The organism is Pseudomonas sp. 05N433, from assembly GCF_056396925.1.
In genome coordinates, this window is record NZ_JBFTML010000002.1 from 101,412 (window position 1) to 127,662 (window position 26,251).

Genomic DNA, 26,251 nt, shown 5'->3' on the forward strand with positions numbered 1-26,251 from the left:
CGTGCGGGGGTGGGGGCGGATCAAACTGTTCTGTGATGGAGTGGATATTGCTATGCCGAAAAAACCATTCTTAGCGGATCCTTTTAAAAAGGGGCCGTTTAAACTCAGTAAAAATCATAGTGAGTGGGCGACATATATCAAGCAATTGGCCGTTGTTTTTGAGGGGATGGAAAGGTTGCCGAATTTTGAGGAGGACAGTTCAGTCTATGTTTTTTCTGATTATAGCGGTGATCATAAAGGTGCGAGGTTTAGCACGTACTCATTCCTATTGGTGTCAGGTGATAAGTCGTCTGTTTTTGAAAAAGAGTCAAAGCTCTTGCGTGATCGATATGGACTTGGAAGTAAGGAGGTCTCTTATAAGGATATCGCCTACGGGCCTATAAAAAGATCTATAAAGGAGTATCTTGGGATTGCTGATAGATTTATTCATGGGTTGCTCCTTACAGTCTGTATAGACAATAATATAAAAAGTGTTTTTGGGGCTGATAAAAAAGGTGCGAAAGAAAATCTATTACAGATCGCTGAACAGATTGGCTCTGGGGGTGAGTGGCATCACTCAAAACTCGAGAGGATGTACAGGATATATTGTGTTCTGGTTTTGTTATTGGATTTAACTACAACAAATGATCACAAGGTTTTTTGGCAGAGCGATACTGATAAGATAAATGAGGAGGGGCGCAAGGGGAATTTTAGTCAGTCGCAGCAGCACTTGCTTAGGTTTTTTGCGGAGTTTACAGATAAGAGTTATCCCTTGCTAGGTTTTGCGAGAACATTTGACGAGCTAAGTCATTTTACCGATTTTCTTAGTCTGGCTGATCTCGCTGCGGGAATGACGCAGGATTTACTTTCGTATAAGTACTTTGATGATAAAGTTATGGTGGAGGAGGAAAAAGCTGAGGTTTGTAGATGGCTCGGAAGACAGAGTAATTTTTTACAGAAGGCCTGCATGGCTATAACAAAGAGGGACGATTTGATATATTTCGAACCTGTATCTTTTGAGCTAATTGGTTAACCGTCTAACAGAGGGGCTATTAAGGACTTCCCCTGGTTGCGCACAGTGCCCATGGCGCGGTCAATCTTGAACCATTCGAATGCCTCGGCCGGTTCGCCCTGTTGCAACACCATCTGCTCGGCGCGCTCTTTGGGCGTTGCCAGATCCAGCCACTCTCGTGCCAGCTCCGCTGCAAGTACCACCGGCCGCCGGTCATGAATGTCGACCATGCCGCCGGCGCTGTCGGCGGTGATGATCACAAACCCGTCATGCTCTCCAGGGCCTTCATCACTGTCGGGAAACTGTCCAATGGCTGCACACAGAATCGGCGTGCCATCCCGTTTGCGGATGAGGTAAGGCTGCTTCTTTGGCCCGCCTTCATCGACCCATTCAAACCAGTTGTCGATGGGGGATATGGTGCGTTGTGGCCAGATCGCCCGGAAGAATGCTCCGTGCGCAACTTTCTCAGCTCTGGCATTGATCGGTGCGGTGCGATCCTTCGCCCAATGCGGTCGCCATCCCCAGCGCACCCGATCAGCGTGCAGGGTGTCACTTTCGAGGTGGAGCAGGGCGACCGGAGTCGACGGCGCGACGTTGTACCCTTCAAGCGGCTGATCGCCGGCAGTGTTGATCAGGGCGTTGGGCATGCTCAGCGCTGCCACGAAATCGTGTATGCCTCGGTATTGGGAAAGTCGTCCGCACATGACTTCGTCCTCACATAGTGCTTTCAGCGTAGATCAGTGAATACCTGCTTCGTTACAAACCCTTTGCCGGCGCAAGTCGGGCAATCGTCGCGTTGTCCGAAACGATCAAGACAGGACGGGCAAGTGTGAAACCTGGCCAGGTCGAGAAGCGGGCGTACCTTTTCGAACGTACGCAGATTGTGGTTCTCCCGGGCGACTTGGGCGGTGTCGATCAGGGCACGGTACAGGTCAGGATCCTCAATCGGTTCGTAAGTGACGCCGTCGACAACTCGCTGAGTCTCGACGAGGTCACACTGCCCCCCGTCAGGCAAGGTCAGTGTTAAAACGGTAATTCTCGCAATTGCGCGGGATGCATTGAACACAAGGTTTGCCCCGTCGCCATCTGGATAAATTTTGCCGTCGTAGGTTGTCCGGCAAGGGTCGGTGAGTGAGCTCGCGAACTGGAAAATTGAACGACCAATACGTCCGAATAGTTCGGTCCCGTGCGCCAAAACGTCATAGGAAGAGGCGCCACAGTAGCGTGGCGGCGAATCATGCAGTTCCTCGACGACGTGCCAATAGGCGGCGTTCGCCAGTTCATCCATGTCGAATTGCTCAAGCTTGTCGATCAAGCCTTCGGCGGCTAGGCCCTTGCTCATGGAGTGAAGAGTCTGGCGATACGCCTCCGGGTTTTGAATTCGGAAGGAGGGGTTGTCGAGGGTCGAGCGCCACTGCTGAAGTCTCAGCGCTTTTGCCTGGTCGAAATTCATGGGGACTAATTCGCTGTACGGATACTGGTTTTATGTACAGTAATTCAGCCGTGTGATTGCGGCGAGGGTTGGGCGACGAACAGCAGCTTTTAGGCGTCCGAAATTCGCTCATCGGACCTGGTACTGTCAGATGCTCCCCCGGTCACATGTTGCGTATCGCGTCATTCTCGTCAAGTACGAACTCTAGTCCAATGCCCACTTCCTTTAGCACCTCTGCAGCACGATCAATGAAGAACTCGCCTTGCTCTGGCAGCTCATACAAGCCGTTGATGCGAATGATGGGGTGTTTCCCAAGTGCATTGGGAATCTCGGTGTAGATCTCGCCGCTCTCGATGAATGCAACGTAGGTATTGAGCTTGTCTTGAAGCAGTTGCAGGTGTTCGCCTTGCTCAGCTTTCCCGCCCCATTCAAGGTGGTCAGAGATATACAACACCACGTTGTCAGGTTCCCAAGTAGGGATTGCCCAGATATCAATCACCTGTGGATTTGTAATGGACATGTCTGCTCCCTCAGGGTTTTGGTCGAACAATTTCGACTTTGGTTGGTGGGATTACGGTGCCACCGGGAAAGCCGGGTTTACCTTTGCCTACAACGACTGCACCGCTTTCTTCGATCTCTGGATATGCAAGTTTTTGGTTACGAGTCAGTGGCGCTGTATCCGACGATTTGCATTCGATGCAGGAAATGTTGCCGTCTGCATCCCGCCCTAGCATATCGAACCTCGTGCGTACTCCGCTTTTGGTCTTGGCCGTCACTTCTCGGCCCACTTCGGGCGTTGTTTCGCGTAGCTCGCGTTCCTTGTAGTCTTCAAAGGCCTTGCCCTTCTCCTTGTTCTTCTCCAGCTGCGTACTGAGCACAATGTAGATTGGCTCAATGCCCGAGTCAGGGAACCAGATAATTGCATCTTGGAACTCTGGCGGATGCGCAGGATTCGATAGCACCGTGTCAGATTGTGCTGTCGGCGGATACACCCAGACTGGGGGCAGCTGTGGGGCGCCTTCCAGTGCAGGAATACCCAGTACACCGTCACCGCTTGCCGCTGGCGTCCAAGTGAGGCCAATCCCGTTACCGATGTCAGCAACAAACCTCTCGCCGTCTTTCTCGCCCTTGATGACCGGGACGTTTTCCCATTCAGACTTGCCGCCCGTGTAGAAACCATAAGCGTTGACGGAGCCGTCCGGCAAGGTCTTCACGTTGACACGCACACGTGTGCGGCCAGCTTCAAGCGTTGCGTACTGGTCGTTCGTGTAGAAAGCGCTATCTGGCGAAATGCTGGTGTTCGGTATCAGCATCCCGATAAAGCCCGTTACAAAGCCAGCAGTAACAACGCCTGATCCTTTCAGCAGACCCAGTGACAGCGATCCGCCAAGACGTTGAGCAATTGCGCTGCCCGTAGCAGACCCGCCCACCAGTTGCAATGGGGTGCCTTCGGTGGTAATCGCTGCCCCGGTGCCAAGCACTGCCCACAGCCCGTAGTCGGCCAGCTTCTCAACAGGCACAAACCCGGCTGGGTTCTTGTGATTGATTACGCCGTCAGGAAGGTTGCAGCTCTTGGCAAACACACAGCCCAGCGGTTCCGCTTGAGCGTCTGTCTTCGGTGCAAGGTCTTTGTATTCAGCCCAGTGTTGGGCGTGGATATCAACAGGTTCGCCGCCGCTGTAGGTGTAGTCCTTCGGCGGGTTTGGCACGTATCCGCTCACGATGAGCTTCCTTTTCGTCCTTGGGGAATCCCGGCCTGAGGCGGGGGGAGAATGACGTTACCGGGAAGTTCACGCACTGGCTGTAGGACAATTCCTGTTAGCAGTGCTGATTTCTCTGTTCCATGTCATTGCAGAGAGCGGATGGTAACCGCACTAGCATGAGGGTTTGAATGGTGGCCTTTTGCACACTCGCTGCCATCGTCACGAAAGTTGGCTTCTGGCTGATTGCAATCATCATCGCGGGCCGTGCAGGGGTGAGTGGCGAAGGGGGGATCATGACCTGGGAACCCTCAACTTCGGGAAGACTGTTTTGATGCGGCTGGTCGATGTTCAGGTTTGTTGCGGAGAAGGGGGGCGTTTCGTCGAAGCACTGGTGTCTGTTTCTGTTCGGTCGGTGTCTTAGAAAAACAGAAACAGACACCTGAACTGAACCTAGTTGAAGCGGGTAGGCACCAGCAGGCGTAGGTGTGTCGCGTCTGGTACGGGAGGCAACTCGCCGAGCAAGCTCGACTGCACAACGATGACCTGTAAGCCATTAGCAATGCGGCGGCCGCCCAGGTCCGCGCCGACCAGGACAAGCGGCTGGAGCTCGAGCACCGACTGTCGGCCAGCGAGCAAACCCGCTACAAGGAACTGAGCGATGCTCAAACCAATCAGCCTCGTCTGCGCGATCACCTTGCCACTTCTGATTTGCGGCTGTCAGTCCTCCTTGCCGAGGATTCAGCCGGTGGCTGTTCAGTGCCAGCCGGTACCGCCGCCGACGGCGTGGTTCATGGAGGAGCGCGTGCCCGACTTGACCCAGCGCATGCTCAACGAATTGTCGCCATCACCAACACAGGCGACCAAGGATTGATTGCACTTGCGGCATGCCAGGTATATGTAAGGGAGATAAATGCAAATCAATAGCCAAGTGCGCCGCTGCTTGAAAGACGGCGCCTTGATTGAGAGATATGACTCTCCAGCTGCGATTGGGCACCCCTGGCCGTGGCTGGAAGTCTCGGTTTTCGTTGAGACCTGATGACGGGCAAGAATAGAGGGTCAAGGCTTTTGCCAGGGCCCTGGAGAGTCAGCCACAAGCGCACCAGTTCTTGTTGGTGCCCTGTGTGTTGAGCTCCAGGTTGATCGATTCGAAGTTGATGGCCACATCACCGTAGTTCGGTTCCACCTCGAACCTTGCTACGCTCGCGCGCATCGAGGGGCCTGTCTGGGCGTTGTCTCCTGCCCTTTTGTGTGGGGAAGCGCCGCTCGGGTCCCAGGTCAGCTTGGTATAGCCGAACACCCGAACACGGTTATAGCGAAGGGAGAGGCGCTGCTTCAAGATATGTGCGGCTCCGTCCCTGTTACCACCGTGGCAGGTGAATACCTTGATCTTCTCGATTGCGTTCACGTTGTAAGACATGTTTCGTTCAAGGCTCTCGCTGATTTGTTCAGGCGTTCGAGTGATGCCGTTGATTGAATATATATTGGGGCTATCTTCAGCACCGTGTCCCAGAATATACAGCGTTGGAAGTACCGTACCCAAAAGCTGTCGCCAGGCAGTCAAGTCGTCTCCAATAATGAGGTGACCGGCCAATAGTAAACTTCCCCATGTATTTATACGGCTTTGAACCTCGTTGGTGTCCTCACCACTGGTAAAGGGACACCAGGCAAAAGTCTTGGCTTTGTTCATGATGCGAAATCCCTTTCTATTCGATGGGTGGGTTCTGGATGTTGTGATACCTGACGATGTTTTATCCAACAATAAGGTATCTGTTTCAGATTAGTAGCAAAGATGGGTTGTGCAACGGTCAGCGCCGGTTTTCTTGTGCAGCCGTACGGGAGATTTTTTCGCCCCCGCCACGCACAGGATCACCGCCACGGTCACCGCCAGCATGCCCGGACTGACCTGCTCATGCAGCAGGGTTGCGGCCAGAGCCAGGCCGAAGAAGGGTTGCAGCAGTTGCAACTGACCCACCGCGATACCGCCCTGGGCCGGGCCGCAGTGTTGGAGCAGCGTGTGCGCGACCTCGAAGACATTTGCAAATACAAAGAGCAGGTGAACGAGGACCTGCGTCGACTGAGTCGCCCCGGATATTCTAGATTATCCGATGACTGCTTTTGGCCGTTATTTGCCTGTCACGACCGCAGCCGATTGCAGCTAGATGCGAAGAGCCGCCCGAACTTGTATTAATTTTTTAGCCAATTCAGCCAGGGCGTTTCAGGGACTCCGGATCGAATGACACATTTGCAATACTGCTAGCGTCAGGTACTGGTTGAGTCGATTTCGCGTAGAGCCATTGTCATGCTTCGTGAGGCGCGCCCACCTGATCTGTACGCAGGCAGCGCGCGCCAAGTGCTGGCCGTTAATTGAATCCCCCATTTTCAGTTGCGAAATGACTGCGCCAGAAACTCGGTGATCAGCGATGCAATCTGCAGCTGGATCAACGCCCGCGGTCGAGCGTCGTCGCCATCCTGGCAAATGATGCCATCGCCTGGTGCGTCTTCTTCGAGCAACGCCACCGCGCCAGGTTTGCATATCGACGAAAAGCTGAAGTGGCTGGCGTCCTTGATCTCGACGTAACGATTCGTCGCCGGGGGCAAGCGCTTGGTCAGGTCGGCGGACTCCAACCGCGCGGGAAGGTCTTCAGAGGGCGCGCCCGCTGCGATCACCAGTGTCGGCACCGGCAATGTCGCCAGACTTTCATTGGTCAGGCCGCGTGACAGGCCCAGGTCCAGGGAAACGATGGCGGTGACACGTTTGTCGCTCAGATCGGCGACCAGCCGGGCTTTCGATGCCGGGGTGCTGTCGGGGTTGATCTGTTTGTAAACGCTGCAGCTGGCCAGCTGCGGATGGGTGATGCAGTCCTGGACAAAACGGTCGGGATCGAATCGGGCTCCGGCGATTTCCAGGGCGGTCCARCCGCCAAGTGAATGACCTACCACTGCAATTTGACGCTTCGCCACTAACCCAAAGTGTTCCGGCTGAGACATGACCGCATCGATGGCCCGCTGCAGGTCGACGGGACGCTGCCACAACTGTGCCGCGGCTTTAGGGTTGCGATCACGGGTGGTGGTGCCGGGGTGGTTGACTGCCGCCACGATGTAACCCTGATGGACCAGTGCACTGGCCAGCCATGACTGGTTCCCCCAATTACCGCGAAAGCCGTGGGAGAGCACCACCAATGGATGCGCGCCTGCGGCCGGAGGAGCATCGCGGACGGCGAGGGCACCGACAAACACCGGAGTATCAGCGATCAACTGCGGTGTGGCAGTGGTTGCACTCGGGTACCAGACGACCAACTCCAGTGGGCGGTCATTTTGCTTGTCTGGCAACGTCGAGGCCCGGAAGCCTATGGGGTTGTCACCAGCGAATGCATGTATGTTTAGGCAGATAAGGAGCAGGGCGCCGAGCACTATTTTCATTGTTTTATCTTCCTTGATGGGATCAGCGTCGATTGGACTCGATCAGGTGCGCGGGAAACATATCAGCCATCGTGTCGGCATACACAGTCATTTCTGATGCCCATTGAATCGATTCGTTTTCTAGGCATCCCAGTGACCGCTTTTGGCTGTTTTCCGCCTGTCACGATCGGCCGAATGCCGCCAATCACACTGAGACGTTTAGGGCAAAATTAGGGCATATTCCAGGCCGCCGTTGTCCGCTAGACGCCATCGACACAGAACTAAAGTGCCGATTTTTCTGGCATGAAGCGGCCTAGACGTACGTAAGAAGGGGTTCGAATCCCTATCTGTACCTTTCTCGAAGGCCATGCCCAACGATCGCATTCGACCTAAAGCAGACCGTAATGGAGGGCGCGAAAAGGCCAAAAGCAGGCGGTTGTTTGAACTGCTGCGATTCCTGTTTCACAAAGCATCGCACTTCACGTCCGGCCTTGATACGCTAGGCCCAGTTTTATTGAGGATGGATTTACATGGCTAACGATCAGCCAGATGTTGAACCACAAGAGCCATCGGAAGAGACCATAGCGGCTGCTGTGAAAGGGACTTCGAGCAGAAAGTCCTTCGCCAAATTACGTCGTGAACTGAGTGATGAGGAGCTTTCCTCACCGGCTGTTCAACGAATGTTAATTGATGAAATAGAGCGTCTCGATAGTGAACGGATAAATTTAACTGAATATCGCGATAAATTTCACCTTGCAGATAAAAAATCTGCAATATTTGAAGAGCGCTTTAAGACTAAAATTTCAGTTGAGATTATTCACATCGCATGTGTAACTGTGGGGGCCGCTGCACTTGGCTTTGCACCTTCAATCTGGACAACTCAACCAGCTGCGATGATGATTGTTATTTTTGGCTCCGTTCTGATCATTGCAGGCTTGGCTGCAAAGGCAGTTAAACCATGAAGTTACGAATTCTCAGAATTGCAGATGCAGGCGATCTTAGCAAAGAGCGCATCGTGATGAAGGCGGCATCCACCTTGGATGTAGGGGAGTACCTTTTGCTTAAAGCAAGTACTTTTGAAGATAAAGTTACAACTGACGTAAGTGCTACATACTGGTTTCCTGATAAAGAAGTCAGTCCTGGCGACTTTGTCATCCTTTACTCAAAAAAAGGCGTAGATAAAGAAAAGCCTTTTAAAGAGGTAAGGTCTCACTTTTTTTATTGGCATCAACCGAAAAGCCTATGGGGCAAGGATGATGTAGCTCCTATTCTTTTGAATGCGCCAGAGTGGGACACCTTGCCAACCGAATAATCATCTAGTATCGATAAATATATAACCTTAAGTGACTAGGCTTGAATGCTCCACCGGTGACAAACGCCGGTGGAGTTTAATTGCAATGCAATGATGCCTGCTCCGTTCAGTTATATGTTACCAGCGACCACTCTTGGCCGGTAGCGGCCTGTGAGGTGACCCGGATTCGCCTCGACATGACTCTCGACGGGCCTTTGGTGTGCAATTGGTTAACCGATATCCAATTTCTTCAATCGCGCCAAGCCTTGTTTGATATGACCGGCGTTTTCACCCATGGTCCACAGTGCTCCACGGACATTTCCGCCCACTTCCTGCGCGCCTTGCTCCTCAACCAGGAGGGTCAGCTCCATAAGGGCCGCCTGTAGAGCCTGCTGGTTTTCGTACAGCCTTTCCAGTACATCTGACAGTGAATAATCACCAGGCATGACGTCGACTCCTTTCAAGAAAAACACAAGAATAGTACCGGCAGTACCAATGTCAGGCAGTTATTACAGTTTGCTTGGAAATTGCTACAAAGCGAAGAGGTTGCAGCGGATTAGCCAGTCTGGCTAGGGCGTTGGGGGAGTGCTACGCCCAATCCATCATCGGGTAGTCTGCACATCGACGGGGAATGGGGCAAAAATGGGGCAAGCCGTACGCCAATCCATGCCAATCCATGCCCGCTATGCATTTATGCAAGCAGGCAGGAATGCGCGTTACAGCCAGCAAACACGGGACTCTTCCGCCAAAACCGCCACATACCCCAGCACAATTGGCGTGTGGGAGGACAGATCGGAGACGGCTTTATTCATCGGATATAGGCAAATTCGTTGAAAGGTGTGGGGCAAAGGAGGGGCATCGGCCCAGCTTTTCCGCGATGGGCGCAAGGTTACCATGGGCGGTCCGCCCGACGCAGGCATGAAAGCCTCAAGGCTATTTTTCGTGGGTCTATGCACAAATTATGCAATTTGGCATTTGTTTTCCGAGAAAAGATCAAGCACTATTCGCGTTATGCAAAAACGCAATGTTTCTACCGTCTTAAGAGCGCTGCTCGATCAGCACGGGATCTCCCCCACGGAGCTTCACCGTCGCACTGGCGTGCCTCAATCCACTCTCTCGCGCATCCTCAGCGGGAAGATCGTCGATCCTTCGGATAAACATATCTCGAAGATTGCCGAATACTTTGCTGTGAGCACCGATCAGTTGCGGGGCCGCGCGGATGTCGCGCCGGCTGCCGGCGCCGGGCGTGATGAATTGCATTCGGAACTCAAGGACATAAGCCTGTGGGACGACGATACGCCTGTCGATGACGACGAGGTGTCTGTCCCCTTTCTTCGCGAGGTTGAATTGGCTGCTGGATCAGGAAGATTCGTCATCGAAGAGAGCGAGCGCTCTAGCCTGCGCTTCGGCAAGCGTAGCTTGCGCCACAACGGTGTGCAGTTCGACCAGGCCAAATGCGTGACCGTGCGTGGCAACAGCATGTTGCCGGTACTGCGCGACGGCGCCACGGTGGGGGTGAATGCCGGTAAATGCGGGATTGGCGACATCATCGACGGCGACCTGTACGCCATCAACCACAATGGCCAGTTGCGGGTGAAACAGCTTTATCGCCTGCCGACCGGGATTCGCCTGCGCAGCTTCAATCGCGATGAGCATCCGGACGAGGACTACAGCTTCCAGGAAATCCAGGAAGAGCAAATCGTCATCCTTGGTCACGTCTTCTGGTGGGGCATGTACGCCCGCTAACCTCACCACTGTCAGATAAAACCCGTCGCCCGACGGGTTTTTTTTCGCCTGGCAAAAACCGCCAACGCCTTTGTCTGTGGGGCTTTCATGCGTCTGTGCATTTTCAATGCATAAATAAATGCATTTATGCATTGACTGTATATGCATCCATGCATATTCTTTGTCTCAAGCAGCTCAACAAAGCGGCTCGAAACGAAGCTCTTTAGTTCCATCACAAAGGCAGCGATGAACCGGCCTCAACGGTTCAGAGGGTTGGCAACTGACCCGGGTGTGCAGCGTAAAGCACCAGAAGCAGTTATCCGGCGGGCAGGGACCGCGGTCGGAAAAACAATTTGAATCGATCCGTACCGCGCCAGTAGCGCCGAAAGATCACGCAAGCGCATTACTGAAAAGCCTGGGCGACCGGGCTTTTTGGAATGCCTGCCTACATCAGGCGTATCAACCCTCATCCGGGACCGTCATTGCAGCAAACCGCTGCGTAATCCATTCATTCGACTCAATAGGTAAAACATGAACGTATTCAACAAAATCATTGGCCCGCTGATGCTGGCCATGGCTCTGTCCGGCGCAGCAGGCAGCGCTACTGCCGCGAACCTCCTGGTCAACGGCAGCTTTGAACAACCGGGTTGCAGCGACAGTTGCATTCTGGACACGACGGCGAAAACCAACTTCATCACCGGCTGGACGACCTTTCTGTCGGGCGCCGAATACTTCAACGTGCGCGCCTCGATTCCTGGCTCCGCCGCAGCGGAAGGCGCGGTGATTGTCGATCTGGCTAACAATGTTTATGGCAACGGCGGCGGCATTCAGCAGAACTTCGCCACCGTAGTAGGGGCCAAGTATCGATTGACCTTCAGTCTGGGCAATTCGGTGTACGCCAACCGATCCGGTGATGGTGTCGTGCAAGTGAAGGTCGCCGGTCAGACCGTTACCTTCAACACGCCAACGGTCAAGGGTAGCGTTGTCGAGTGGAACACTGTGACTTATGACTTCACAGCGACCACGGCCCAAACCACTCTGGCCTTTTCCAATGAGCAGAACCCGTATGTCAACTTCGCTTTCATCGACAACGTGATCGTTGAAAAGCTGTAGTCCTTCATCGATCAAAACCAGGCGGCTCATTTTCGAGAGGCCCATCTCATCGATCCCAAGGAGGCGGGACATGACAAACGAGCAACAAGCGTTGCTGGACATGCCGATCTGGCTCGTCATCCTCCTCGCGGTAGCGGGTGGGGTGTCCGGCGAAATGTGGCGCGCCGACAAGGAGGGCGCCCGTGGCTGGTCACTGCTGCGGCGCCTGGCCTTGCGGTCCGGGGCCTGCATGATCTGTGGCGTCTCGGCGATCATGCTGTTGTACGCCGCGGGCCTGTCGATCTGGGCCGCCGGCGCCTTTGGCTGCCTGACGGCGATGGCCGGGGCGGACGTGGCCATCGGACTTTACGAACGTTGGGCCGCCAAGCGGATTGGCGTTTGTGAAGTGCCACCGCGCGATTCTCACCCGGATCAACAGTGAACCGGCGTCGCTGATCTTCGTATTGCCATAGGAATAGGAGGCCATTGATGCCCGCTGTCATCGAAAAACCGTCGCAGCTGTTTTCTGCCATTGCCGAGACGTTGCGTATCGCCATTCCCGGCTTGAAGGTCGGGAGTCATCAAGACTTTGATGGCACTGTCGATTTGCCCTGGGTGTTGATCGCCATCGAACGCGATGCGCCGGGCATCCGTGCCAACGACGGACGTATCGCTCATGTCCTGACGGTTTCCTTGCAAGCCGTGTTGCCCGGCGCAGGGTTGGCGGCGTGCGATCTGGCCAGTGAGTTGAAAAGTCTGGTCGTCGATAACCGCTGGAAACTGCCGGGCGAGCAATGCGATCTGCCGATGAACATTGATGGCATCCCGTCCACGTTCATTTGCGCGACACGGGAGTACACCGCCTGGACTGTTTCATTTACCCAAACCCTGTACCTCGGCCCGACGCTGCTCGAAGACCCGTTGGGCATCCCGAAATTTGCCCGTACCTGGGAGGTGTCGAACATCGACGACCCGGATCAATACACCGCACTCGAGGGCTGACCCATGTTTGATGCGCTGTTACGTATGCAACTGGGGCCGATCATAGAGCGTTTGGCCGAGATGGAAACCGAGCTCGAAGACTTGCACCGGCGTGCTGACAGTTTCTGTCGCATCGGCGTGTGTCAGGAAGTCGATGCGGCCAGCAATACCTGCAAGGTCCGTCATGGGGAACTGCTCACCCCGGCGATCCGGTTTTTCAACCCCAGTGCTGGCGCGCAGAGCGAGTCGCGGATTCCCTCCGTGGGCGAGCAGTGTTTGCTGTTGAACCACGGCGGTGGTGAGGGCGGTGGGCAGTCGGTGGCGTTGTTCGGTCTCAACGGCGGTCAGTTCCCGCCCGTCTCGACACAGGCATCGCTGACGCGTCGCCTCTATCAGGACGGCACGGAAAGCAGTTACGACCACGCCAGCCATACCTTGCACTGGAAAAACGGCCCGGCGGCGTTCACCGGCTCCCATGAATCCCTCGAGTTGAACATTGGCCCGGCGAGGCTGGCAATGAAGCCTGAGGCCATCGAATTGCAACTGGGCGCCGTCGGCATGCGGCTCGACGCTTCCGGTGTGCATCTGAGCGGCCCGTTGGTGGATCACCAGGGCCGCGTCATCAGTACTGCATAAAGAGCTTCCCATGATCGGAATCGATAGAAACACCGGCGCAACGGTCGACGACTGGCTGCAGTTCGTGCAGCGCGCCACCCGGGCGCTGACCACGCCGTTGGGCACGCGTCAGAAGCGCCCTTTGTATGGTTGCGCACTCACTGAGTTGCTGGGGCAGAACCTCGGCGACGACCTGCTGATTCTCGCCCAGAGCCATGCCGCCCAAGCGTTTTACAACAAGTACAACGGCATCGACGATTTCGAGCCGCAGGTCATTGTGGCCAGCCGCTACGGTGCCGGGTTGTTGTTGCGTTTCGCCGGCACCTGGAAAAACCGCCAACAGACCTTTGAGGTGGTGGCATGAGTATGTTGATACCTGGCCAGAACCAGTTGGCCGAACCGGCAATCGTCACGGTCGAAGCGTTCGAGGATCTGCTCGCGGAGTTCAAGACCTTCGTTGTCGAGTACGTCGGCGCCCGTTCCCCCGAGAGCGCGGCCAAGCTTGCGGTCAGCCTGGAAAACGAAAGCGAGTTGCTGACCCTGGCCCTTGAGGCGTTTTGTGTGCGGCTGCAAACCCACGAACGTAAATACAACGCTCGCATCAAGCAGATGCTGGCGTGGTGGGCCACCGGCACCAACCTCGACGCGCGCCTCGCGGACATGGGGCTTGAGCGCCAGTTGCTGGACCCGGGCGATCCGGCGGCATTCCCGCCTATCGATCCGGTCTACGAGAGCGATGACGACGCCCGGTTGCGTTATTACCTGGCGCCCCATGCACCGGCGGCGGGCTCGCGGATGCAGTATCGGCGCGAGATCTTCACCCTTGGCGAACGGCCTGTCGTGAAGGTGGAAACCACCGCGGCGGGTGTGGTGACGGTCACTTACACCTTCGACCCGGACGGCTATGTCGCGCAGGTCAAGGACGGCAACGGGCGCCGGACCGCGCCAGGCGAAGTCACGGTCACGGTGCTTTCCCGGGAGGGCGATGGCACGCCATCCCAAGCACTGCTCGACGGTGTTCGCCAGCATTTCGCCCGGCCTGATGTCCGGCCCGAAACGGACCTGGTCACCGTGCAGGGCGCGCAAATCAAGAACTACAAAATCCGGGTGATCGCGAAGATCAACCCGGGCCCCGATTCCGGGCTGACCAAGGTTGCCGCGCAACAGCAGCTGCAGGCGTATGCCGATGCCTGTCATCGCCTGGAAGGGCGAGTGGACCCGAGCTGGATCGACTACACGCTGCACAGCGCCGGCGCGGTTCAACTGCAAATTCTTGAGCCAGTGGCACCGATTGTGACGAGCGCTTTTCAAGCGCCGTATTGCACGGGCGTCGAGGTCGAGGTGGATACGTTATGAGTGACGACACACCTCGCCCGAGCCTGTTGCCGGCCAACAGCTCACCGCTGGAAAAGGCACTTGATCTCGGTTTCGCTCGGTTGCTCGAGCGCATCGATCCACCGTTCCCCGACCTGATGAATCCTGCCGAAACACCGCTGGCATTCCTGCCATATCTGGGCGCAGATCGCGGGGTCAGCGAATGGAGCGCCGAGGCGCCCGAGGTGGAAAAACGCCTGACGGTCGAACTCGCCTGGCCCACCGCACGACAGGCCGGGACACGAAAGGCGCTGGAAAGCGCGGCCAAGGGGTTGAGGCTGGTGCCGGAGATTCGTGCCTGGTACGAGCAAACGCCACCCGGCCCGCCTTACAGTTTTTCCGTCAGGGCCTTTACCGAACAGCCCTACAGCGAAGCAATCGACGCCCGTCTCGACCGACGCCTGGCCGATGCCAAAAGCGAACGCGACACCTTGACGGTTTCCGTCGGCTTGAGCGCATTCGGCAATCACGTCATCGGCGCCGCCACCGTGTGCGGTGAGCTGACCACGGTTTACCCGATTGTCATCGAAGGGCTTGAGGCCTCGGGCCAGGCCTTTATGGCCGCCGGACTCTACAGCGTCGAAACCTCCACTATTTATCCTCAGGGGTCCTAAATGGCCGACTATTACACCCTGCTCACTAATGCGGGGATCGCCTACGAAACCGCCTGTAAGGCGGCGGGCACACCGATCAAGTTGTCGCAGATTTCCGTCGGCGACGGCGGCGGCGCGGTTTACAACCCGGCCGCGACTGCCACGGCGCTCAAGCGTGAAGTGTGGCGTGGGCCGCTCAATGCGCTGTTCCAGGATGAGAAGAATCCGAGCTGGTTGCTGGCTGAAGTGACTATCCCGCCTGAAGTGGGCGGCTGGTATGTGCGTGAGGCCGGGATCTGGACCGATACCGGCATTCTTTACGCCATCGTCAAGTATCCGGAGTCGTTCAAGCCGGTGTTGGCGACTTCGGGGTCGGGGAAAGAGTTTTACATTCGTTCGATATTCGAGACCAGTAATGCGGCGTTGGTGACGTTGTTGATTGACGACACGGTTGTGAAAGCGACGCGTGCGTGGGTGATGAATTTTGTCGCCGATGAGCTTGCCAAGCTCGACAGGAAACAGTCTGTACGGGTGGCTACAACGGCCAACATTGTTTTAAGTGGTGCGCAAACAATTGATGGTGTTGCGGTAGTTGCTGGCGATCGGGTGCTCGTTAAAAACCAGGTGCAGGCGAAAGATAACGGAATTTATGTTGCGGATAATGGTGTTTGGGGGCGTTCAAAGGATGCTGACTCAAGTGTTGACGTAACTTCGGCACTAACAGTTTCGGTGGAGATGGGGGCTACGCTTACCGACACGATCTGGCAGCTCATCACAGACGGCATAATTGTATTAGGTACTACGTCGCTGACTTTCCAAGACGTCACAGCAGGATATGCCCGTTTGTTATCGCCGGCGTTTGGGGGGAATCCAACGGCGCCGACTCCGACGCTATTCGACAATACCAAGCAGATCCCTACGACCGAGTTTGTACAGCGGGCGCTCGGGAACTTTTCGGGCGGCCGATCTATAGCTCCCAGCGGCGCTATCACACTACTGGCAGCCGACGTTGGCCAGTTCTTGTCCATAGCTTACGGCGGGGCTCAAACAGTGACGCTGCCGTTGCTGGCGGATGTTCCCATTGGGGCAACGATCACTCTTCATAATCCTTCTGGCGTAGATAAGACAATTGTCGCCGCCGGTGCTGACAAGATAAGCCCGGATGGATCGCTCTATACAACCATGACCCTCAAGTGGGGCGAAACTGTCAGCCTTACCAAGGAAACTGGAGTGTGGCGTATGCATGGTATGGGGGGTCTGAAGTATTCACCGCAGTTCAAGGCGAGTCTTAATACGAGCGGATATCAAGCAAGTCCCAGTGGGACGTTGGACCAATGGGGGACGGCTCAGTCTGATGCAAACGGCTTTGTTTATGTAACTTTCCCCATATCCTTTCCAGTCGGTTTCAGTTCGATAGTTGGAATTCACGAGGGAGGTGATATGGCGGTAGTCATGCTTGTTATGGGTACTCAAACCAAGCAGGGGTGCACTTTGCGAATAAAAAACTTGAATAGCCAAACGAACGTTAACTGGTTCGTTCGCTGGCGGGCAGTGGGGTATTAAATGAGTGATCAAATGATTTTTTTTAGTCCAAGTACCTGCGGCGCTTATAAAACAGGCATTAATGGTGCAGATATTCCGAGTGATGTTATAGAAGTACCTCTGGAGTATTGGCTAAGTCTCCTTGATGAGCTATCGACCAGTCCCAAAAAGGTTGCTGCGCGTCAGTCTGATGGTTATCCGATTTTGATAGATCCGCCTCCGCTGTCAGCCGAGGAGTTGGCAGGCATCGAACGAGAGTGGCGGAATGTCCAGTTGGCTACAACTGACGCGGTGATTGTGCGGCACCACGACGAGCAGGAGGAAGGTGTCGAGACCACTCTTTCCGCAGCTCAATATGCAGAGCTGCAAGCTTATCGTCGAGCGCTTCGCAACTGGCCAGGAGCTGGCGAGTTTCCGTTGATTGAACACCGTCCGCCGTCGCCTCTTTGGCTTATAGCCCAGTCCCAATAAACGCCCCCGCACCGACGGGGCGTTTTCTTATCCGCTTCACATCACACAACACCCGACAGCCCCACTCATCCGGGGCTTTTTCGTATCTGGAGAACCCCAAATGGCACTACGCCAAACCTACACCGTGCTCGTCCCATTCCCCACCGGAGGTGGCCACTGGTCGAGCGTCGGTCAAGAACTCGACCTGCTCGATGTGGAAGCCAGTGCGCTGCGCAGCGCTGGTCGTCTGGAGCTGAAAAAAACCGAGGCCGTCGAGTCGGCCTCTACATCCACCCCGGCCAAAAAGGCCGCTGCCAAGAAGGCTGAATAACCATGGCTGAGGTTTTGAACTTCGAGCACAACGGCATTACCGTCAATGCCACTGAATCCCCCGAGGCCATGGGTGGCCTGGGTGACAACGTCATCGGTCTGGTCGGCACTGCGCCGAAAGCGGATCTGCTGATTCCGCGTAACGCCCCGTTCCGCATCAACAGCTTCACCACCCAGGCACTGTTGGACCCGACCGGTACCGAGTCGGGCACGCTGTTTCACGCGGTGTTCCAGATCCTGAAAGTGGTCAAGGTGCCGGTCTACGTGGTCATCGTCGAAGAGGGCGCGACCCCGGCCGACACCGTGAACAACGTGATCGGCGGCATCGAGCCAGTGACCGGTCGCAAACTGGGCCTGGCCGCGCTTGGCGGTGTACCGGAAGACCTGACGATTATCGGTGCGCCGGGTTTCACCGGCACCAAAGCAGTGGCCAGTGAGTTCGCCTCGTTCGGCAAACGCATCAAGGCTCGCGTGGTACTCGACGGCAAGGATGCCGCAGTCGCCGATCAAGTGACTTACAGCCAGGAGCTGGGCGGCGCGGACCTCGGTTTCGACCGCTGCCTGCTGGTGCACAACATGCCGTCGGTGTACTCCAAGGCCGCGAAGAAAAACGTGTTCCTGGCGCCATCGAGCCTGGCCATCGCCGCGCTGGCCAAGGTCAAGCAATGGGAGAGCCCGGGCAACCAGGTGACCTACGCCGAAGACGTTTCGCGAGTCGTGGAATACAACATCCTCGACACCTCCACCGAAGGCGATCTGCTCAACCGTTACGGTATCAGCTACTACGCCCGGACCATCCTCGGCGGCTTCTCGCTGCTGGGTAACCGCTCCGTCACCGGCAAGTTCATCAGCTACGTGGGCCTTGAAGATGCGATCAGCCGCAAGCTGGTGAAGGCCGGTCAGAAGGCCATGGCCAAGAACCTGACCAAGTCGTTCATGGATCAGGAGGTCAAGCGCATCAACGACTGGCTGCAAACCCTGGTCGCCGACGAAACCATCCCGGGCGGCAGTGTGTACCTGCACCCTGAGTTGAACAGCGTCGAGAAGTACAAAAACGGTACCTGGTACGTGGTCATCGACTACGGCCGCTACGCGCCGAACGAACACATGATTTATCAACTCAACGCCCGCGATGAAATCATCGAGCAGTTCCTGGAGGACGTTCTCTAATGTTTACCAACCGCGTAAGACAGGCCATCGCGGCCACCCTGCAAGGCCTGCCGTTGTCGGCGACCGTGGAAGAGTTCACCCCGCCGAAGATCGAATTCGACATGGAAAACATGGTCGGCGGCCGCTTCGTCGTCGAGGAGATGGCCAAGAGCGCCAAGGCCCTGGGCGCCAAGTTGATCCTGCAGGGCGCCGGTCCCGAAGTGATGCTGGCGCTGGGCGTGAAGCTGGGCGACGACATCCTGCTGAACGTGCGTGAAGCCGGTCAGGATCAGGACGGTAACACCTGGTTCACCTACCACACCGTCGGCGGCAAGCTGAAGGTCCTCGAAGAAGCCATCGTGAAAATGGGTGAAAAGCCCAAGACCACCCTCGAGCTGTCCTGCCGCACCTACAACCGCCTGGAAAACGGCGTTCCGGTGATCGATGTCGACGTGCGCACCCAGAAGTTCGTGCTCAACGGCGTCGACATCCTCGGTGATGCCCGCCGCGCCGTGTTGCTGCCGTAACACCAAGGCCAACCAAGGCGCACAACCTGTGGGAGCGGGCAGGCTCGCTCCCACAAGGATTGTGGCGAACAGTTTCCTGTGCAGCACCCTTTCATGAATCACCAAGGAATTACTTACATGTCCTGGATGCCTCCCAAGCATGTCCTGTTGTCGCCGATTACCGGTGATGACGGAGCCGAGATCGAGCAGATCCAACTCAAACCGTTGTACTACGCCGCGCAGAAAGAGGCCCTGGCCCGTGCCGGCGATGATGAGGACGATCAGTTCTTCGAGCTGGCCAAGTTGGCCACGGGGTTGTCGGTCAAGGAACTGGACCAGCTCAAACGCCCGGACTACGTGAGCATCGCGCAGTACGTGCATGAGATGTCGACTCGCCCTGCTTCGTACTTTCTGGAACAGCAAGCGCAGGGCGAACAATCGGTAGACCCCGATCAAGTGCAACTGCTGCAACCACTCAACGTGGCGGGCCGCAGCATGACCTCGCTGACCCTGGAAATGCCGGTGCTGCGCGCGACCAAAGCGATGAAGAAACTGAAAACGGCCAAAGAACGCGCCGAGTTCATCACCGCCCATTGCACCGGGCTGATGCTGCCCGATCTGGACCTGCTGACCGTGCCCGACTGGACACAGCTTCAGGTACGCATCGACGATTTTTTAAACAAACCGGCGGACTTCTTTCGGAGCGCGACATCGAAGTAATCCTCGATGTGGTGCCGCTCATTTACTCGGTAAGTGAGGCGGAAATTCTGGAGTGGGACGCCGGCAAGGCCTTGCGCCGCTACGACATTGCGATCACTCGCCTTGGCGTGAAACAGGAGTAGAGCAGGATGGCAGGCAGTAAGTATTCGCTGTCCGGTGCGGCAAGCATCGAATTGCCGCAACTGGGCAGCGCCTCTGAAACGTCGGGCCTGAACCTGGCCCTGACCACGGCCAGCCTCGACATCCGTCTGCTGGTGTCGGAACAGGTAAAACTTCGCGAAGCACTGGCGTTGCTGAACATTGCTCTGTCGTCGCAGCAGTCGCTGCTCAAGGCGACTGCTTCGGTGCCTGCGGCAAGCAGTGAGCCAAAGTCCAAGTTAAAGGCTGAGGTTGATCAGCGCACGCCACCGGATTTGCTCAAGTCGGCGATGGCGACCGAGTTGGCGATGGTTGAGCTCAACCAGGTGCTGAAACTGGACAACGTCCAGTTGCAGAAACTGTCGCAGGCCAATCTGAAAATGGCCACTGACAAGCAGGTTGCTCCGAGCGGAGCAACGGCGGTTCAACTGGCCCAGGTCGAGTTGGCGGCGGCGAAGGCAGGTATCGGGGACGGGCTCGACCCGGCTAAAAAGCAGGACGAACTGCTGAACTTCACCCGAGATAGCGCGGTGACGGCGTCGGCGTTCAATCTCGACGTCAAGGCCGCCAGCGAGATGCTGTTGGGCTGGCGCACCTCAATGAAGCTGGATCGCGGACAAAGCCTGAGTCTGGCGGATGCAACCAACCATCTCGGCAACAGCGGTCTGAATGTCAAAGCGGCAGACATCGGTTCTGTCGTGCAACGCAGTGGCGAGGCGGGCATCGCCGCGGGAATGACGCCGGAACAGATGGCGGCGCTCGCGGCGGCGTTCTTGAACAGCGGCGCGGACAAGTCCGGTGCCGGTGAGGCTTTGAAAGGCTTCACCACGGTTTTGGCCAAGGGGGGCGCGGCTTCACCGGAACAGCGCAAGGCCTGGTCTGATCTGGACGGCAAATTCAATCCCGGGATGTTGGCTGATGGCCTGCGCAAGGACGCACCGGGAACGATCAACCTGGTACTTGAAGCGCTGAAGAAAAAACCAGCAGAAGAACAGCAGTCACTGACCAAGACATTGTTCGGTGATAACGCGGCGATTCTTGAACTGCTGAAAAAACCGGAAGACGTTCAAAAGGCGTTTTTACTGGTGTCCGAGCGGACATCCGACGGGACGTTGCCGAAATTCAACGGCTCCGTAGCGAAATCCGCCGAGGCGCTGGGTGAAACCTCGCAAGGGCGCTGGAATGCGCTGGATGCGAGTAAGAACCGGATGTTTGCGGCGGGCGGCAATGCCCTGGCGCCGTTGACTGATGGTTTGATGGTGTCGCTCGGTGCATTGGCCGATGGCTTGAGCGGGGTTGCTGAAGCACAACCGAAAGCTACTGCAGGATTACTGGTGCTCGCGGGAGCCATTGCGTTGGCGCGTGGTGCTGAAATCAAGGTTGCGATGGCCTCGGCCATCACCGCCGCGGCGACAAAACTTCTGGTTCTGGCAGGTGCGCGACCGATTCCCGAAACGGGGGATCTGACAGCCGATGCCAAGGCACGCGGTGGTAAGGGCAAAAAGCAATCCCGAGGCGCAAGGGCCGGAAAAAGCGCAGCTCCTGGAAAAGCCGCGACCAAGCCCATCCCAAAAAGCGCTACCAAACTGCCACGTATGTCGACCGGGAGTCGCTTGCTGGGTGCCGCCAGAATGGGCTCGGCAGTCACCAGACGGGTCGCGCCGCTGATGCTGCTCAGTGCTGGTTACGATGCCGTCAAAGGCTTGCAGGCGGGTGATACCAAAGCGGTCGGCGGGGCGCTGGGCTCAGCCGGTGGTGGGCTCGCCGGCACTTATGCCGGTGCTGCTGCCGGTGCCATGATCGGCAGTGTGGTGCCTGTTCTGGGCACGGCGGTCGGTGGCGTAATCGGTGGTTTGTTGGGGGGGATGGCGGGCAGTTGGGGAGGGGAATGGCTGGGTGAGAAACTCGCTACACCCGCCGACAAGCTCGCCGCTCCAGATCAGGTCAGCAAAGACCTGACCAACGCCCAGACGAGTAATCAACAGAACACGGTTAACGCGAACATCTATATCAATGGCCAGGATCAGGCTAGCGCCAGTCAATTGGCGAACCTGGTTGTGCAACAGATCACGGGCCAATTCGGACTCATGACCATGCCCAACTCACTCGCCATGCGAAGTGATGCGGCCCTGACTGACGGAGGTACGTGATGCGTCAGCAAATGGCACTCGGCAGTTTCATTTTCGGCCTGTCCAGAAACTTCGCTTACCACACCCTGCTGCACACCTCGGACGGCGGCTGGAAAAGCATCGACATCCTCACCAGCAAACCCAAATCCAGTCAGGTCGGCCAAGGCCTGCAAGGGCTGACGATAACAGGCAAGTCGATGTACGCGACCGCCATGGATCGGCTCGATGAGCTGCGTGCCTTGCAGGCGCTGCGCATCCCTTTGCCCTTGGTTGACGGCATCGGCCGCAACTGGGGCCTGTGGCAGATCAACAAGGTGTCGGAAACCCAAAACAACATCCTTGATGACGGCACCGCGATGGTGGTCGATTGGATTATCGAGTTGACGGAGTTCGCCAATGCGTAGGGTTCGAAGTATCGCCGGTGATTCGGTGAATCTGTTGCTGTACCGCGAGCTTGAGCGTTGTGACGATGCCACCGAGGAAGTGCTTTGGCGTCTTAATCCGGAGCTTGCCGAATGGGGGCCGATATTGCCGGCGGGTGTGTGGGTTGTGCTGCCGGAAGTGGATTCGAAACCCGTCGCACCCACACCGGTTTCGGCCTGGGATTAAGGAGGCAGCATGTCACTGGGTTTCACGCCTGCGGTAGAAATTTACGGCGCAAACGCTGCGCTGCTCAACGAACGATTGCTCAGTTGGACGCACATCGACGCAGCGGGGATCGAGTCCGATCAACTGACGCTCGTGATCAGTCTGGATGGGCTTGAAGGGTTGCCCAGCCTGGGCGGGAAAATCGGTCTGCGGGTCGGTTATCTGGAGTCGGGGCTGGTGGATAAAGGCGAGTTCGTCATTACCCGACGCACGCCGACGCTGTTCCCTCTGCGTCTGACGCTGGTGGCCACGGCGGCGCCGTTCAGTGCGGCGGATCAGACCGGGTTCAAACAGCGCCGATCGGTCAGCCATGGTCCGACGACCTTGGGTGCGCTGTTTCGCCAGTTGACATCTAGGCACGGGTTTTCCCCTCGTGTGGCCCCGGACCTGTCACTGATAAAAATCGCGCACATCGACCAGTCCAACGAAACCGACATGGGTTTTCTGACGCGATTGGCCTACCTGCATGACGCCGTCGCCAAACCGGTCAACGAGCTGTATGTGCTGGCACGGCGCGGCCAGGCGAAATCGTTATCAGGCAAAGTTCTGCCGACCATAAAGCTGTCGGTGACGAGCAACAATCGCCCAGGCGATCACGCCTTTATCTCCGCCGTTCTGGATGAAACCGCCCGGGCGAAATACCAGGGCTGCAAGACCAGTTGGTGGGACGCGGCGGCCGGCAAAGTGCGTGTCGAGGAGAGTGGCATCGCACCGTTCAAGACCCTCCGCCAGCGTTTTCAGAGCGCAGACGATGCCCAGGCCGCCGCCGAAGGCGAGACCCGCCGGATGATGCGCGAAGCACTCAAGGTGACGATCGAATGCCCTGGCAATCCGGGGTTGTCCGCTGAAGGGGTCGTGCTGCTGGACCCCACCTGGCCGGATTTCATGCGTGGTCGATGGTCGATCGACAAGGTCACCGCCACCGGCGACCGGGAAAAAAGCTATCGCTGCAAGATTGACGCGACCTGCCTGGACGCCAAGGCCTGACGCACATCCCTTGTGGGAGCGGGCTTGCCCGCGAAGACGGCAGCACACTCAACATCAATGTTGCCTGACCCACCGCTATCGCGGGCAAGCCCGCTCCCACAGGTTCAATCGCACCCTCAAAAAATATTGGAGCGCCCTCATGAAGATCACGCCGATCCTCACGCAACTGCGTGCGCAATGCCCGACCCTGGCCAATCGTGTGGCCGCGGGCATCGACCTCGCCACCCTGCAAGCCAGCAACCTGCTCGCCACGCCTTGCGCCTACGTCGTCCCCATCGCCGATGTGGCGAGCAAAAGCGTGGCGCAAAACCTGATGCTGCAACCGATCCGCGACCGCTTCGAAGTCACCCTGGTGCTCGACACCGCGGACGCCGTTGCAGCGCTGGATCAACTGCACGACCTGCGCGCCGAACTGTGGCGCGCACTGGTGGGTTTCAAGCCTGGTAACGACTACAGCGCCATCGCCTACGACGGCGGCGAAGTGGTTTCCATCAACAGCAGCCGTGTGCTCTATCGCCTGCGCTTTTTCACCGAATTCCAGCTCGGCCGCAATTTGCCGGGGCAACCGGCGCAGAGCTGGCACGAGCGTGAACTGGACGGCTTGTCGTCCTTTACCGGGGTCACCGTGCGGGTCGATGCGATCGACCCGGCGGACCCCAATCTGCAACGCCCAGGCCCCGACGGGCGCCTGGAACTGACTTTCTCTGGAGACGTAACCCCATGAGCAAACGCATCAGCGTGCTGCCGGTCCCGGGCCGTGTCGTGCCGGATCCGGAAGCGGGCGATCTGTTGCCCCTCGAGGGCCGTGAAGTGCCGGACAACGCCTGGTGGCGTCGACGTCTGGCCGATGGCGATATCACTACCAAAGCCGTGAAAGCGGCGAAACCACAGGGAGCCAAATAATGGCGATCGGATTCAGCAACATCCCCGCGGACATTCGTGTTCCGCTGTTCTATGCCGAAATGGACAACTCGGCCGCCAATAGCGCCTCGTCGGCCATGCGCCGCCTGATCGTCGCTCAGGTCAACGACAACATTGCGCCGGCCGATGCCGGCAAACTGGTGCTGGTGTCCAGCGTGGCGCTGGCCAAAAGCATTGGCGGCCAGGGCTCGATGCTCGCCTCGATGTACGAAACCTGGCGCAAGACCGACCCGATCGGCGAGATCTGGTGCCTGCCGCTGCACAGCACCGAAGGCAGCATTGCCAAAGGCGTGCTGACTCTGACCGGTGCGGCGACCCAAAGCGGCGTGCTCAACCTGTACGTCGGCGGCGTTCGCGTTCAGGCAGCCATCGTCAACGGCGCCACCGCGGCGCAAGCGGCCACCGCCCTGGCCCTGAAAATCAATGCCAGCGCCGATCTGCCGGTCACTGCGGCGGCGGTCGGAGGTGTGGTCACCCTGAGCGCCAAATGGACTGGTGACAGCGGCAACGACATCAGCCTGCAATTCAACCGCCTGGGCAAGAGCAACGGCGAAGAAACCCCGGCGGGCCTGACCTCGGCCATCACCGCCATGACCGGCGGCGCCGGTGTACCGGATCAAGTGGCTGCCGTGGCGGCGCTGGGCGATGAACCGTTCGAGTTCATCTGCATGCCGTGGTCGGATCTGTCGACGCTCAACACCTGGCAAGCGGTCATGGATGACAGCACCGGTCGTTGGTCCTGGGCCAAGCAGTTGTTCGGTCACGTCTACAGTGCCAAACGCGGCACCGTCGGTACGCTGGTGGCGGCAGGTCAAGCGCGTAACGACCAGCACATGACCATCCAGGCGCTGGAACCGGGTGTACCGCAACCGTTCTGGGTGCAGGCCGCCGCACTGGCTGCGCGCACCTCGGTGTTCATCTCGGCCGACGCCAGCCGTCCGACCCAAAGCGGCAGCCTGCCAGGTCTCGACCCGGCTCCGGCGAGCGAGCGGTTCACCCTGACCGAGCGTCAGTCGTTGCTCAACTACGGCATCGCCACTGCGTACTACGAAGGCGGCTACGTGCGCATTCAGCGTTCGATCACCACCTATCAGAAGAACGCCTACGGCCAGGCAGACAACTCCTACCTGGACAGCGAAACCATGCACCAGTCGGCGTTCATCGTGCGTCGTCTGCAAAGCGTGATCACCAGCAAATACGGTCGCCACAAACTGGCCTCCGACGGCACCCGTTTCGGCGCCGGCCAGCCAATCGTTACCCCGAGCACCATTCGCGGTGAGCTGATCGCCCAGTACGCCAAGCTCGAACTGGAAGGCCATGTGGAAAACGCCGAGCTGTTCGCCGAACACCTGATCGTCGAGCGCGACACCCAGGACCCGAGCCGGGTCAATGTGCTGTTCCCGCCGGACTACATCARCGGCCTGCGCGTGTTCGCGCTGCTCAACCAGTTCCGTCTGCAATACGACGACGCAGCCTGATCGCTGCCTTTGACTGTGTGAATTCGGCCCACCGCGTGTGGGCTTTTTATTTGAAGG

General features: G+C 57.3%; 31 protein-coding genes and 2 pseudogenes. 25 read left to right on the forward strand and 8 right to left on the reverse strand.

What is annotated here, in order from left to right; genetic code table 11:
• The first annotated feature begins 52 nt into the window (after positions 1–52).
• Positions 53–1,012: a hypothetical protein gene (locus AC1DIS_RS01315; protein ID WP_477746548.1), complete on the forward strand. Its 960-nt coding sequence runs from the start codon at positions 53–55 to the stop codon at positions 1,010–1,012.
• Here AC1DIS_RS01315 and AC1DIS_RS01320 read toward each other — a convergent pair.
• From AC1DIS_RS01320 to AC1DIS_RS01335, 4 genes are all read right to left on the reverse strand, one after another.
• Positions 1,009–1,695 (reverse strand): SOS response-associated peptidase family protein, encoded by a 687-nt coding sequence (locus tag AC1DIS_RS01320; protein ID WP_477746549.1) that lies wholly within the window; start codon positions 1,693–1,695, stop codon positions 1,009–1,011. The two genes, AC1DIS_RS01315 and AC1DIS_RS01320, sit on opposite strands and share 4 nt — an antisense overlap.
• Positions 1,696–1,718: 23 nt before the next feature.
• Positions 1,719–2,444, reverse strand: coding sequence for a hypothetical protein (locus AC1DIS_RS01325; protein WP_477746550.1), 726 nt, complete (start codon positions 2,442–2,444; stop codon positions 1,719–1,721).
• Between the two features lie 142 nt (positions 2,445–2,586).
• Positions 2,587–2,943, reverse strand: a complete 357-nt coding sequence (locus AC1DIS_RS01330; protein ID WP_010462328.1) for a DUF6572 domain-containing protein — start codon at positions 2,941–2,943, stop codon at positions 2,587–2,589.
• 10 nt (positions 2,944–2,953) lie between these two features.
• Positions 2,954–4,144, reverse strand: a complete 1,191-nt coding sequence (locus AC1DIS_RS01335; protein ID WP_477746551.1) for an S-type pyocin domain-containing protein — start codon at positions 4,142–4,144, stop codon at positions 2,954–2,956.
• Positions 4,145–4,624: 480 nt separating this feature from the next.
• Between AC1DIS_RS01335 and AC1DIS_RS01340 the strand changes: the two are divergent.
• Positions 4,625–5,050: pseudogene (locus AC1DIS_RS01340) on the forward strand (lysis system spanin subunit); the annotation flags it as partial.
• Positions 5,051–5,210: 160 nt separating this feature from the next.
• Here the strand turns inward: AC1DIS_RS01340 and AC1DIS_RS01345 are convergent.
• From AC1DIS_RS01345 to AC1DIS_RS01355, 3 genes and pseudogenes are all read right to left on the reverse strand, one after another.
• Positions 5,211–5,813 carry a hypothetical protein gene (locus AC1DIS_RS01345; RefSeq protein WP_477746552.1) on the reverse strand — a complete coding sequence of 201 codons (603 nt, stop codon included), beginning with the start codon at positions 5,811–5,813 and terminating at the stop codon, positions 5,211–5,213.
• Positions 5,814–5,903: 90 nt separating this feature from the next.
• Positions 5,904–6,122, reverse strand: a pseudogene (locus AC1DIS_RS01350) (hypothetical protein); the annotation flags it as partial.
• 383 nt (positions 6,123–6,505) lie between these two features.
• Entirely contained in the window at positions 6,506–7,546 is a 1,041-nt protein-coding gene (locus AC1DIS_RS01355; RefSeq protein WP_477746553.1) for an alpha/beta hydrolase family protein, read from the reverse strand.
• A gap of 509 nt (positions 7,547–8,055) precedes the next feature.
• On the opposite strand from AC1DIS_RS01355, the gene AC1DIS_RS01360 reads away from it, so the two are divergent.
• Positions 8,056–8,487, forward strand: a complete 432-nt coding sequence (locus AC1DIS_RS01360; protein WP_477746554.1) for a hypothetical protein — start codon at positions 8,056–8,058, stop codon at positions 8,485–8,487.
• A complete protein-coding gene (locus AC1DIS_RS01365; protein ID WP_477746555.1) occupies positions 8,484–8,837 on the forward strand; it encodes a hypothetical protein in 354 nt (117 codons plus the stop codon). Before AC1DIS_RS01360 ends, AC1DIS_RS01365 begins: the two co-directional genes overlap by 4 nt.
• A 209-nt stretch (positions 8,838–9,046) precedes the next feature.
• Here AC1DIS_RS01365 and AC1DIS_RS01370 read toward each other — a convergent pair whose 3' ends face one another.
• Positions 9,047–9,262: a hypothetical protein gene (locus AC1DIS_RS01370; protein ID WP_477746556.1), complete on the reverse strand. Its 216-nt coding sequence runs from the start codon at positions 9,260–9,262 to the stop codon at positions 9,047–9,049.
• A gap of 565 nt (positions 9,263–9,827) precedes the next feature.
• Here AC1DIS_RS01370 and AC1DIS_RS01375 point away from each other — a divergent pair.
• The 21 genes from AC1DIS_RS01375 to AC1DIS_RS01475 all read left to right on the forward strand — a co-directional run bounded on the left by AC1DIS_RS01375 (position 9,828) and on the right by AC1DIS_RS01475 (position 26,194).
• Positions 9,828–10,562: an XRE family transcriptional regulator gene (locus tag AC1DIS_RS01375; protein WP_026286486.1), complete on the forward strand. Its 735-nt coding sequence runs from the start codon at positions 9,828–9,830 to the stop codon at positions 10,560–10,562.
• Positions 10,563–11,072: 510 nt separating this feature from the next.
• The gene (locus tag AC1DIS_RS01380; protein ID WP_477743331.1) at positions 11,073–11,654 is read left to right on the forward strand and encodes a DUF642 domain-containing protein; all 582 of its coding nucleotides are present in this window, start codon (positions 11,073–11,075) and stop codon (positions 11,652–11,654) included.
• Between the two features lie 70 nt (positions 11,655–11,724).
• A complete protein-coding gene (locus AC1DIS_RS01385) occupies positions 11,725–12,075 on the forward strand; it encodes a phage holin family protein (protein WP_064620035.1) in 351 nt (116 codons plus the stop codon).
• Between the two features lie 47 nt (positions 12,076–12,122).
• Positions 12,123–12,635: a hypothetical protein gene (locus AC1DIS_RS01390; RefSeq protein WP_477743332.1), complete on the forward strand. Its 513-nt coding sequence runs from the start codon at positions 12,123–12,125 to the stop codon at positions 12,633–12,635.
• A gap of 3 nt (positions 12,636–12,638) precedes the next feature.
• A complete protein-coding gene (locus tag AC1DIS_RS01395; protein WP_477743333.1) occupies positions 12,639–13,250 on the forward strand; it encodes a phage baseplate assembly protein V in 612 nt (203 codons plus the stop codon).
• A 10-nt stretch (positions 13,251–13,260) separates the two neighbouring features.
• Positions 13,261–13,593 carry a phage baseplate protein gene (locus AC1DIS_RS01400; protein WP_018926989.1) on the forward strand — a complete coding sequence of 111 codons (333 nt, stop codon included), beginning with the start codon at positions 13,261–13,263 and terminating at the stop codon, positions 13,591–13,593.
• Entirely contained in the window at positions 13,590–14,585 is a 996-nt protein-coding gene (locus tag AC1DIS_RS01405; protein ID WP_477743334.1) for a baseplate J/gp47 family protein, read from the forward strand. Before AC1DIS_RS01400 ends, AC1DIS_RS01405 begins: the two co-directional genes overlap by 4 nt.
• A complete protein-coding gene (locus AC1DIS_RS01410; protein WP_477743335.1) occupies positions 14,582–15,217 on the forward strand; it encodes a phage tail protein I in 636 nt (211 codons plus the stop codon). The genes AC1DIS_RS01405 and AC1DIS_RS01410 overlap by 4 nt, the downstream gene beginning before the upstream one ends.
• Entirely contained in the window at positions 15,218–16,759 is a 1,542-nt protein-coding gene (locus AC1DIS_RS01415) for a phage tail protein (RefSeq protein ID WP_477743336.1), read from the forward strand.
• Positions 16,760–17,209 (forward strand): hypothetical protein, encoded by a 450-nt coding sequence (locus tag AC1DIS_RS01420; protein WP_477745476.1) that lies wholly within the window; start codon positions 16,760–16,762, stop codon positions 17,207–17,209.
• Positions 17,210–17,309: 100 nt separating this feature from the next.
• Positions 17,310–17,519, forward strand: coding sequence for a hypothetical protein (locus AC1DIS_RS01425; RefSeq protein WP_018926984.1), 210 nt, complete (start codon positions 17,310–17,312; stop codon positions 17,517–17,519).
• 2 nt (positions 17,520–17,521) lie between these two features.
• Positions 17,522–18,688, forward strand: a complete 1,167-nt coding sequence (locus tag AC1DIS_RS01430) for a phage tail sheath protein (protein ID WP_111454270.1) — start codon at positions 17,522–17,524, stop codon at positions 18,686–18,688.
• Entirely contained in the window at positions 18,688–19,194 is a 507-nt protein-coding gene (locus AC1DIS_RS01435; RefSeq protein WP_086944769.1) for a phage major tail tube protein, read from the forward strand. The genes AC1DIS_RS01430 and AC1DIS_RS01435 overlap by 1 nt, the downstream gene beginning before the upstream one ends.
• Positions 19,195–19,311: 117 nt before the next feature.
• Complete coding sequence (locus AC1DIS_RS01440) at positions 19,312–19,893, forward strand: phage tail assembly protein (RefSeq protein ID WP_086944770.1); 582 nt, start codon at positions 19,312–19,314, stop codon at positions 19,891–19,893.
• A 128-nt stretch (positions 19,894–20,021) separates the two neighbouring features.
• A complete protein-coding gene (locus AC1DIS_RS01445; RefSeq protein ID WP_477743338.1) occupies positions 20,022–22,181 on the forward strand; it encodes a phage tail tape measure protein in 2,160 nt (719 codons plus the stop codon).
• Entirely contained in the window at positions 22,181–22,564 is a 384-nt protein-coding gene (locus AC1DIS_RS01450) for a phage tail protein (protein WP_086944772.1), read from the forward strand. Before AC1DIS_RS01445 ends, AC1DIS_RS01450 begins: the two co-directional genes overlap by 1 nt.
• Positions 22,557–22,769: a tail protein X gene (locus AC1DIS_RS01455; RefSeq protein ID WP_111454266.1), complete on the forward strand. Its 213-nt coding sequence runs from the start codon at positions 22,557–22,559 to the stop codon at positions 22,767–22,769. Before AC1DIS_RS01450 ends, AC1DIS_RS01455 begins: the two co-directional genes overlap by 8 nt.
• Before the next feature lie 9 nt (positions 22,770–22,778).
• Entirely contained in the window at positions 22,779–23,795 is a 1,017-nt protein-coding gene (locus AC1DIS_RS01460) for a phage late control D family protein (RefSeq protein ID WP_477743339.1), read from the forward strand.
• A 139-nt stretch (positions 23,796–23,934) separates the two neighbouring features.
• Positions 23,935–24,519, forward strand: coding sequence for a phage tail terminator protein (locus AC1DIS_RS01465; RefSeq protein ID WP_477743340.1), 585 nt, complete (start codon positions 23,935–23,937; stop codon positions 24,517–24,519).
• Positions 24,516–24,698 (forward strand): DUF2635 domain-containing protein, encoded by a 183-nt coding sequence (locus AC1DIS_RS01470; RefSeq protein ID WP_477743341.1) that lies wholly within the window; start codon positions 24,516–24,518, stop codon positions 24,696–24,698. The genes AC1DIS_RS01465 and AC1DIS_RS01470 overlap by 4 nt, the downstream gene beginning before the upstream one ends.
• On the forward strand, positions 24,698–26,194 hold the full coding sequence (locus tag AC1DIS_RS01475; protein WP_477780723.1) for a phage tail sheath subtilisin-like domain-containing protein: 1,497 nt from the start codon (positions 24,698–24,700) through the stop codon (positions 26,192–26,194). The genes AC1DIS_RS01470 and AC1DIS_RS01475 overlap by 1 nt, the downstream gene beginning before the upstream one ends.
• Positions 26,195–26,251: the final 57 nt, after the last annotated feature.

What these genes read in the sequence shown, in the direction of transcription:
- AC1DIS_RS01315 (WP_477746548.1), top strand. Translation starts at nt 53, where the DNA reads ATGCCGAAAAAACCATTCTTAGCGGATCCTTTTAAAAAGGGGCCGTTT.
- AC1DIS_RS01320 (WP_477746549.1), bottom strand. Translation starts at nt 1,695, where the DNA reads ATGTGCGGACGACTTTCCCAATACCGAGGCATACACGATTTCGTGGCA.
- AC1DIS_RS01325 (WP_477746550.1), bottom strand. Translation starts at nt 2,444, where the DNA reads ATGAATTTCGACCAGGCAAAAGCGCTGAGACTTCAGCAGTGGCGCTCG.
- AC1DIS_RS01330 (WP_010462328.1), bottom strand. Translation starts at nt 2,943, where the DNA reads ATGTCCATTACAAATCCACAGGTGATTGATATCTGGGCAATCCCTACT.
- AC1DIS_RS01345 (WP_477746552.1), bottom strand. Translation starts at nt 5,813, where the DNA reads ATGAACAAAGCCAAGACTTTTGCCTGGTGTCCCTTTACCAGTGGTGAG.
- AC1DIS_RS01360 (WP_477746554.1), top strand. Translation starts at nt 8,056, where the DNA reads ATGGCTAACGATCAGCCAGATGTTGAACCACAAGAGCCATCGGAAGAG.
- AC1DIS_RS01365 (WP_477746555.1), top strand. Translation starts at nt 8,484, where the DNA reads ATGAAGTTACGAATTCTCAGAATTGCAGATGCAGGCGATCTTAGCAAA.
- AC1DIS_RS01370 (WP_477746556.1), bottom strand. Translation starts at nt 9,262, where the DNA reads ATGCCTGGTGATTATTCACTGTCAGATGTACTGGAAAGGCTGTACGAA.
- AC1DIS_RS01375 (WP_026286486.1), top strand. Translation starts at nt 9,828, where the DNA reads ATGCAAAAACGCAATGTTTCTACCGTCTTAAGAGCGCTGCTCGATCAG.
- AC1DIS_RS01380 (WP_477743331.1), top strand. Translation starts at nt 11,073, where the DNA reads ATGAACGTATTCAACAAAATCATTGGCCCGCTGATGCTGGCCATGGCT.
- AC1DIS_RS01385 (WP_064620035.1), top strand. Translation starts at nt 11,725, where the DNA reads ATGACAAACGAGCAACAAGCGTTGCTGGACATGCCGATCTGGCTCGTC.
- AC1DIS_RS01390 (WP_477743332.1), top strand. Translation starts at nt 12,123, where the DNA reads ATGCCCGCTGTCATCGAAAAACCGTCGCAGCTGTTTTCTGCCATTGCC.
- AC1DIS_RS01395 (WP_477743333.1), top strand. Translation starts at nt 12,639, where the DNA reads ATGTTTGATGCGCTGTTACGTATGCAACTGGGGCCGATCATAGAGCGT.
- AC1DIS_RS01400 (WP_018926989.1), top strand. Translation starts at nt 13,261, where the DNA reads ATGATCGGAATCGATAGAAACACCGGCGCAACGGTCGACGACTGGCTG.
- AC1DIS_RS01405 (WP_477743334.1), top strand. Translation starts at nt 13,590, where the DNA reads ATGAGTATGTTGATACCTGGCCAGAACCAGTTGGCCGAACCGGCAATC.
- AC1DIS_RS01410 (WP_477743335.1), top strand. Translation starts at nt 14,582, where the DNA reads ATGAGTGACGACACACCTCGCCCGAGCCTGTTGCCGGCCAACAGCTCA.
- AC1DIS_RS01415 (WP_477743336.1), top strand. Translation starts at nt 15,218, where the DNA reads ATGGCCGACTATTACACCCTGCTCACTAATGCGGGGATCGCCTACGAA.
- AC1DIS_RS01420 (WP_477745476.1), top strand. Translation starts at nt 16,760, where the DNA reads ATGAGTGATCAAATGATTTTTTTTAGTCCAAGTACCTGCGGCGCTTAT.
- AC1DIS_RS01425 (WP_018926984.1), top strand. Translation starts at nt 17,310, where the DNA reads ATGGCACTACGCCAAACCTACACCGTGCTCGTCCCATTCCCCACCGGA.
- AC1DIS_RS01430 (WP_111454270.1), top strand. Translation starts at nt 17,522, where the DNA reads ATGGCTGAGGTTTTGAACTTCGAGCACAACGGCATTACCGTCAATGCC.
- AC1DIS_RS01435 (WP_086944769.1), top strand. Translation starts at nt 18,688, where the DNA reads ATGTTTACCAACCGCGTAAGACAGGCCATCGCGGCCACCCTGCAAGGC.
- AC1DIS_RS01440 (WP_086944770.1), top strand. Translation starts at nt 19,312, where the DNA reads ATGTCCTGGATGCCTCCCAAGCATGTCCTGTTGTCGCCGATTACCGGT.
- AC1DIS_RS01445 (WP_477743338.1), top strand. Translation starts at nt 20,022, where the DNA reads ATGGCAGGCAGTAAGTATTCGCTGTCCGGTGCGGCAAGCATCGAATTG.
- AC1DIS_RS01450 (WP_086944772.1), top strand. Translation starts at nt 22,181, where the DNA reads ATGCGTCAGCAAATGGCACTCGGCAGTTTCATTTTCGGCCTGTCCAGA.
- AC1DIS_RS01455 (WP_111454266.1), top strand. Translation starts at nt 22,557, where the DNA reads ATGCGTAGGGTTCGAAGTATCGCCGGTGATTCGGTGAATCTGTTGCTG.
- AC1DIS_RS01460 (WP_477743339.1), top strand. Translation starts at nt 22,779, where the DNA reads ATGTCACTGGGTTTCACGCCTGCGGTAGAAATTTACGGCGCAAACGCT.
- AC1DIS_RS01465 (WP_477743340.1), top strand. Translation starts at nt 23,935, where the DNA reads ATGAAGATCACGCCGATCCTCACGCAACTGCGTGCGCAATGCCCGACC.
- AC1DIS_RS01470 (WP_477743341.1), top strand. Translation starts at nt 24,516, where the DNA reads ATGAGCAAACGCATCAGCGTGCTGCCGGTCCCGGGCCGTGTCGTGCCG.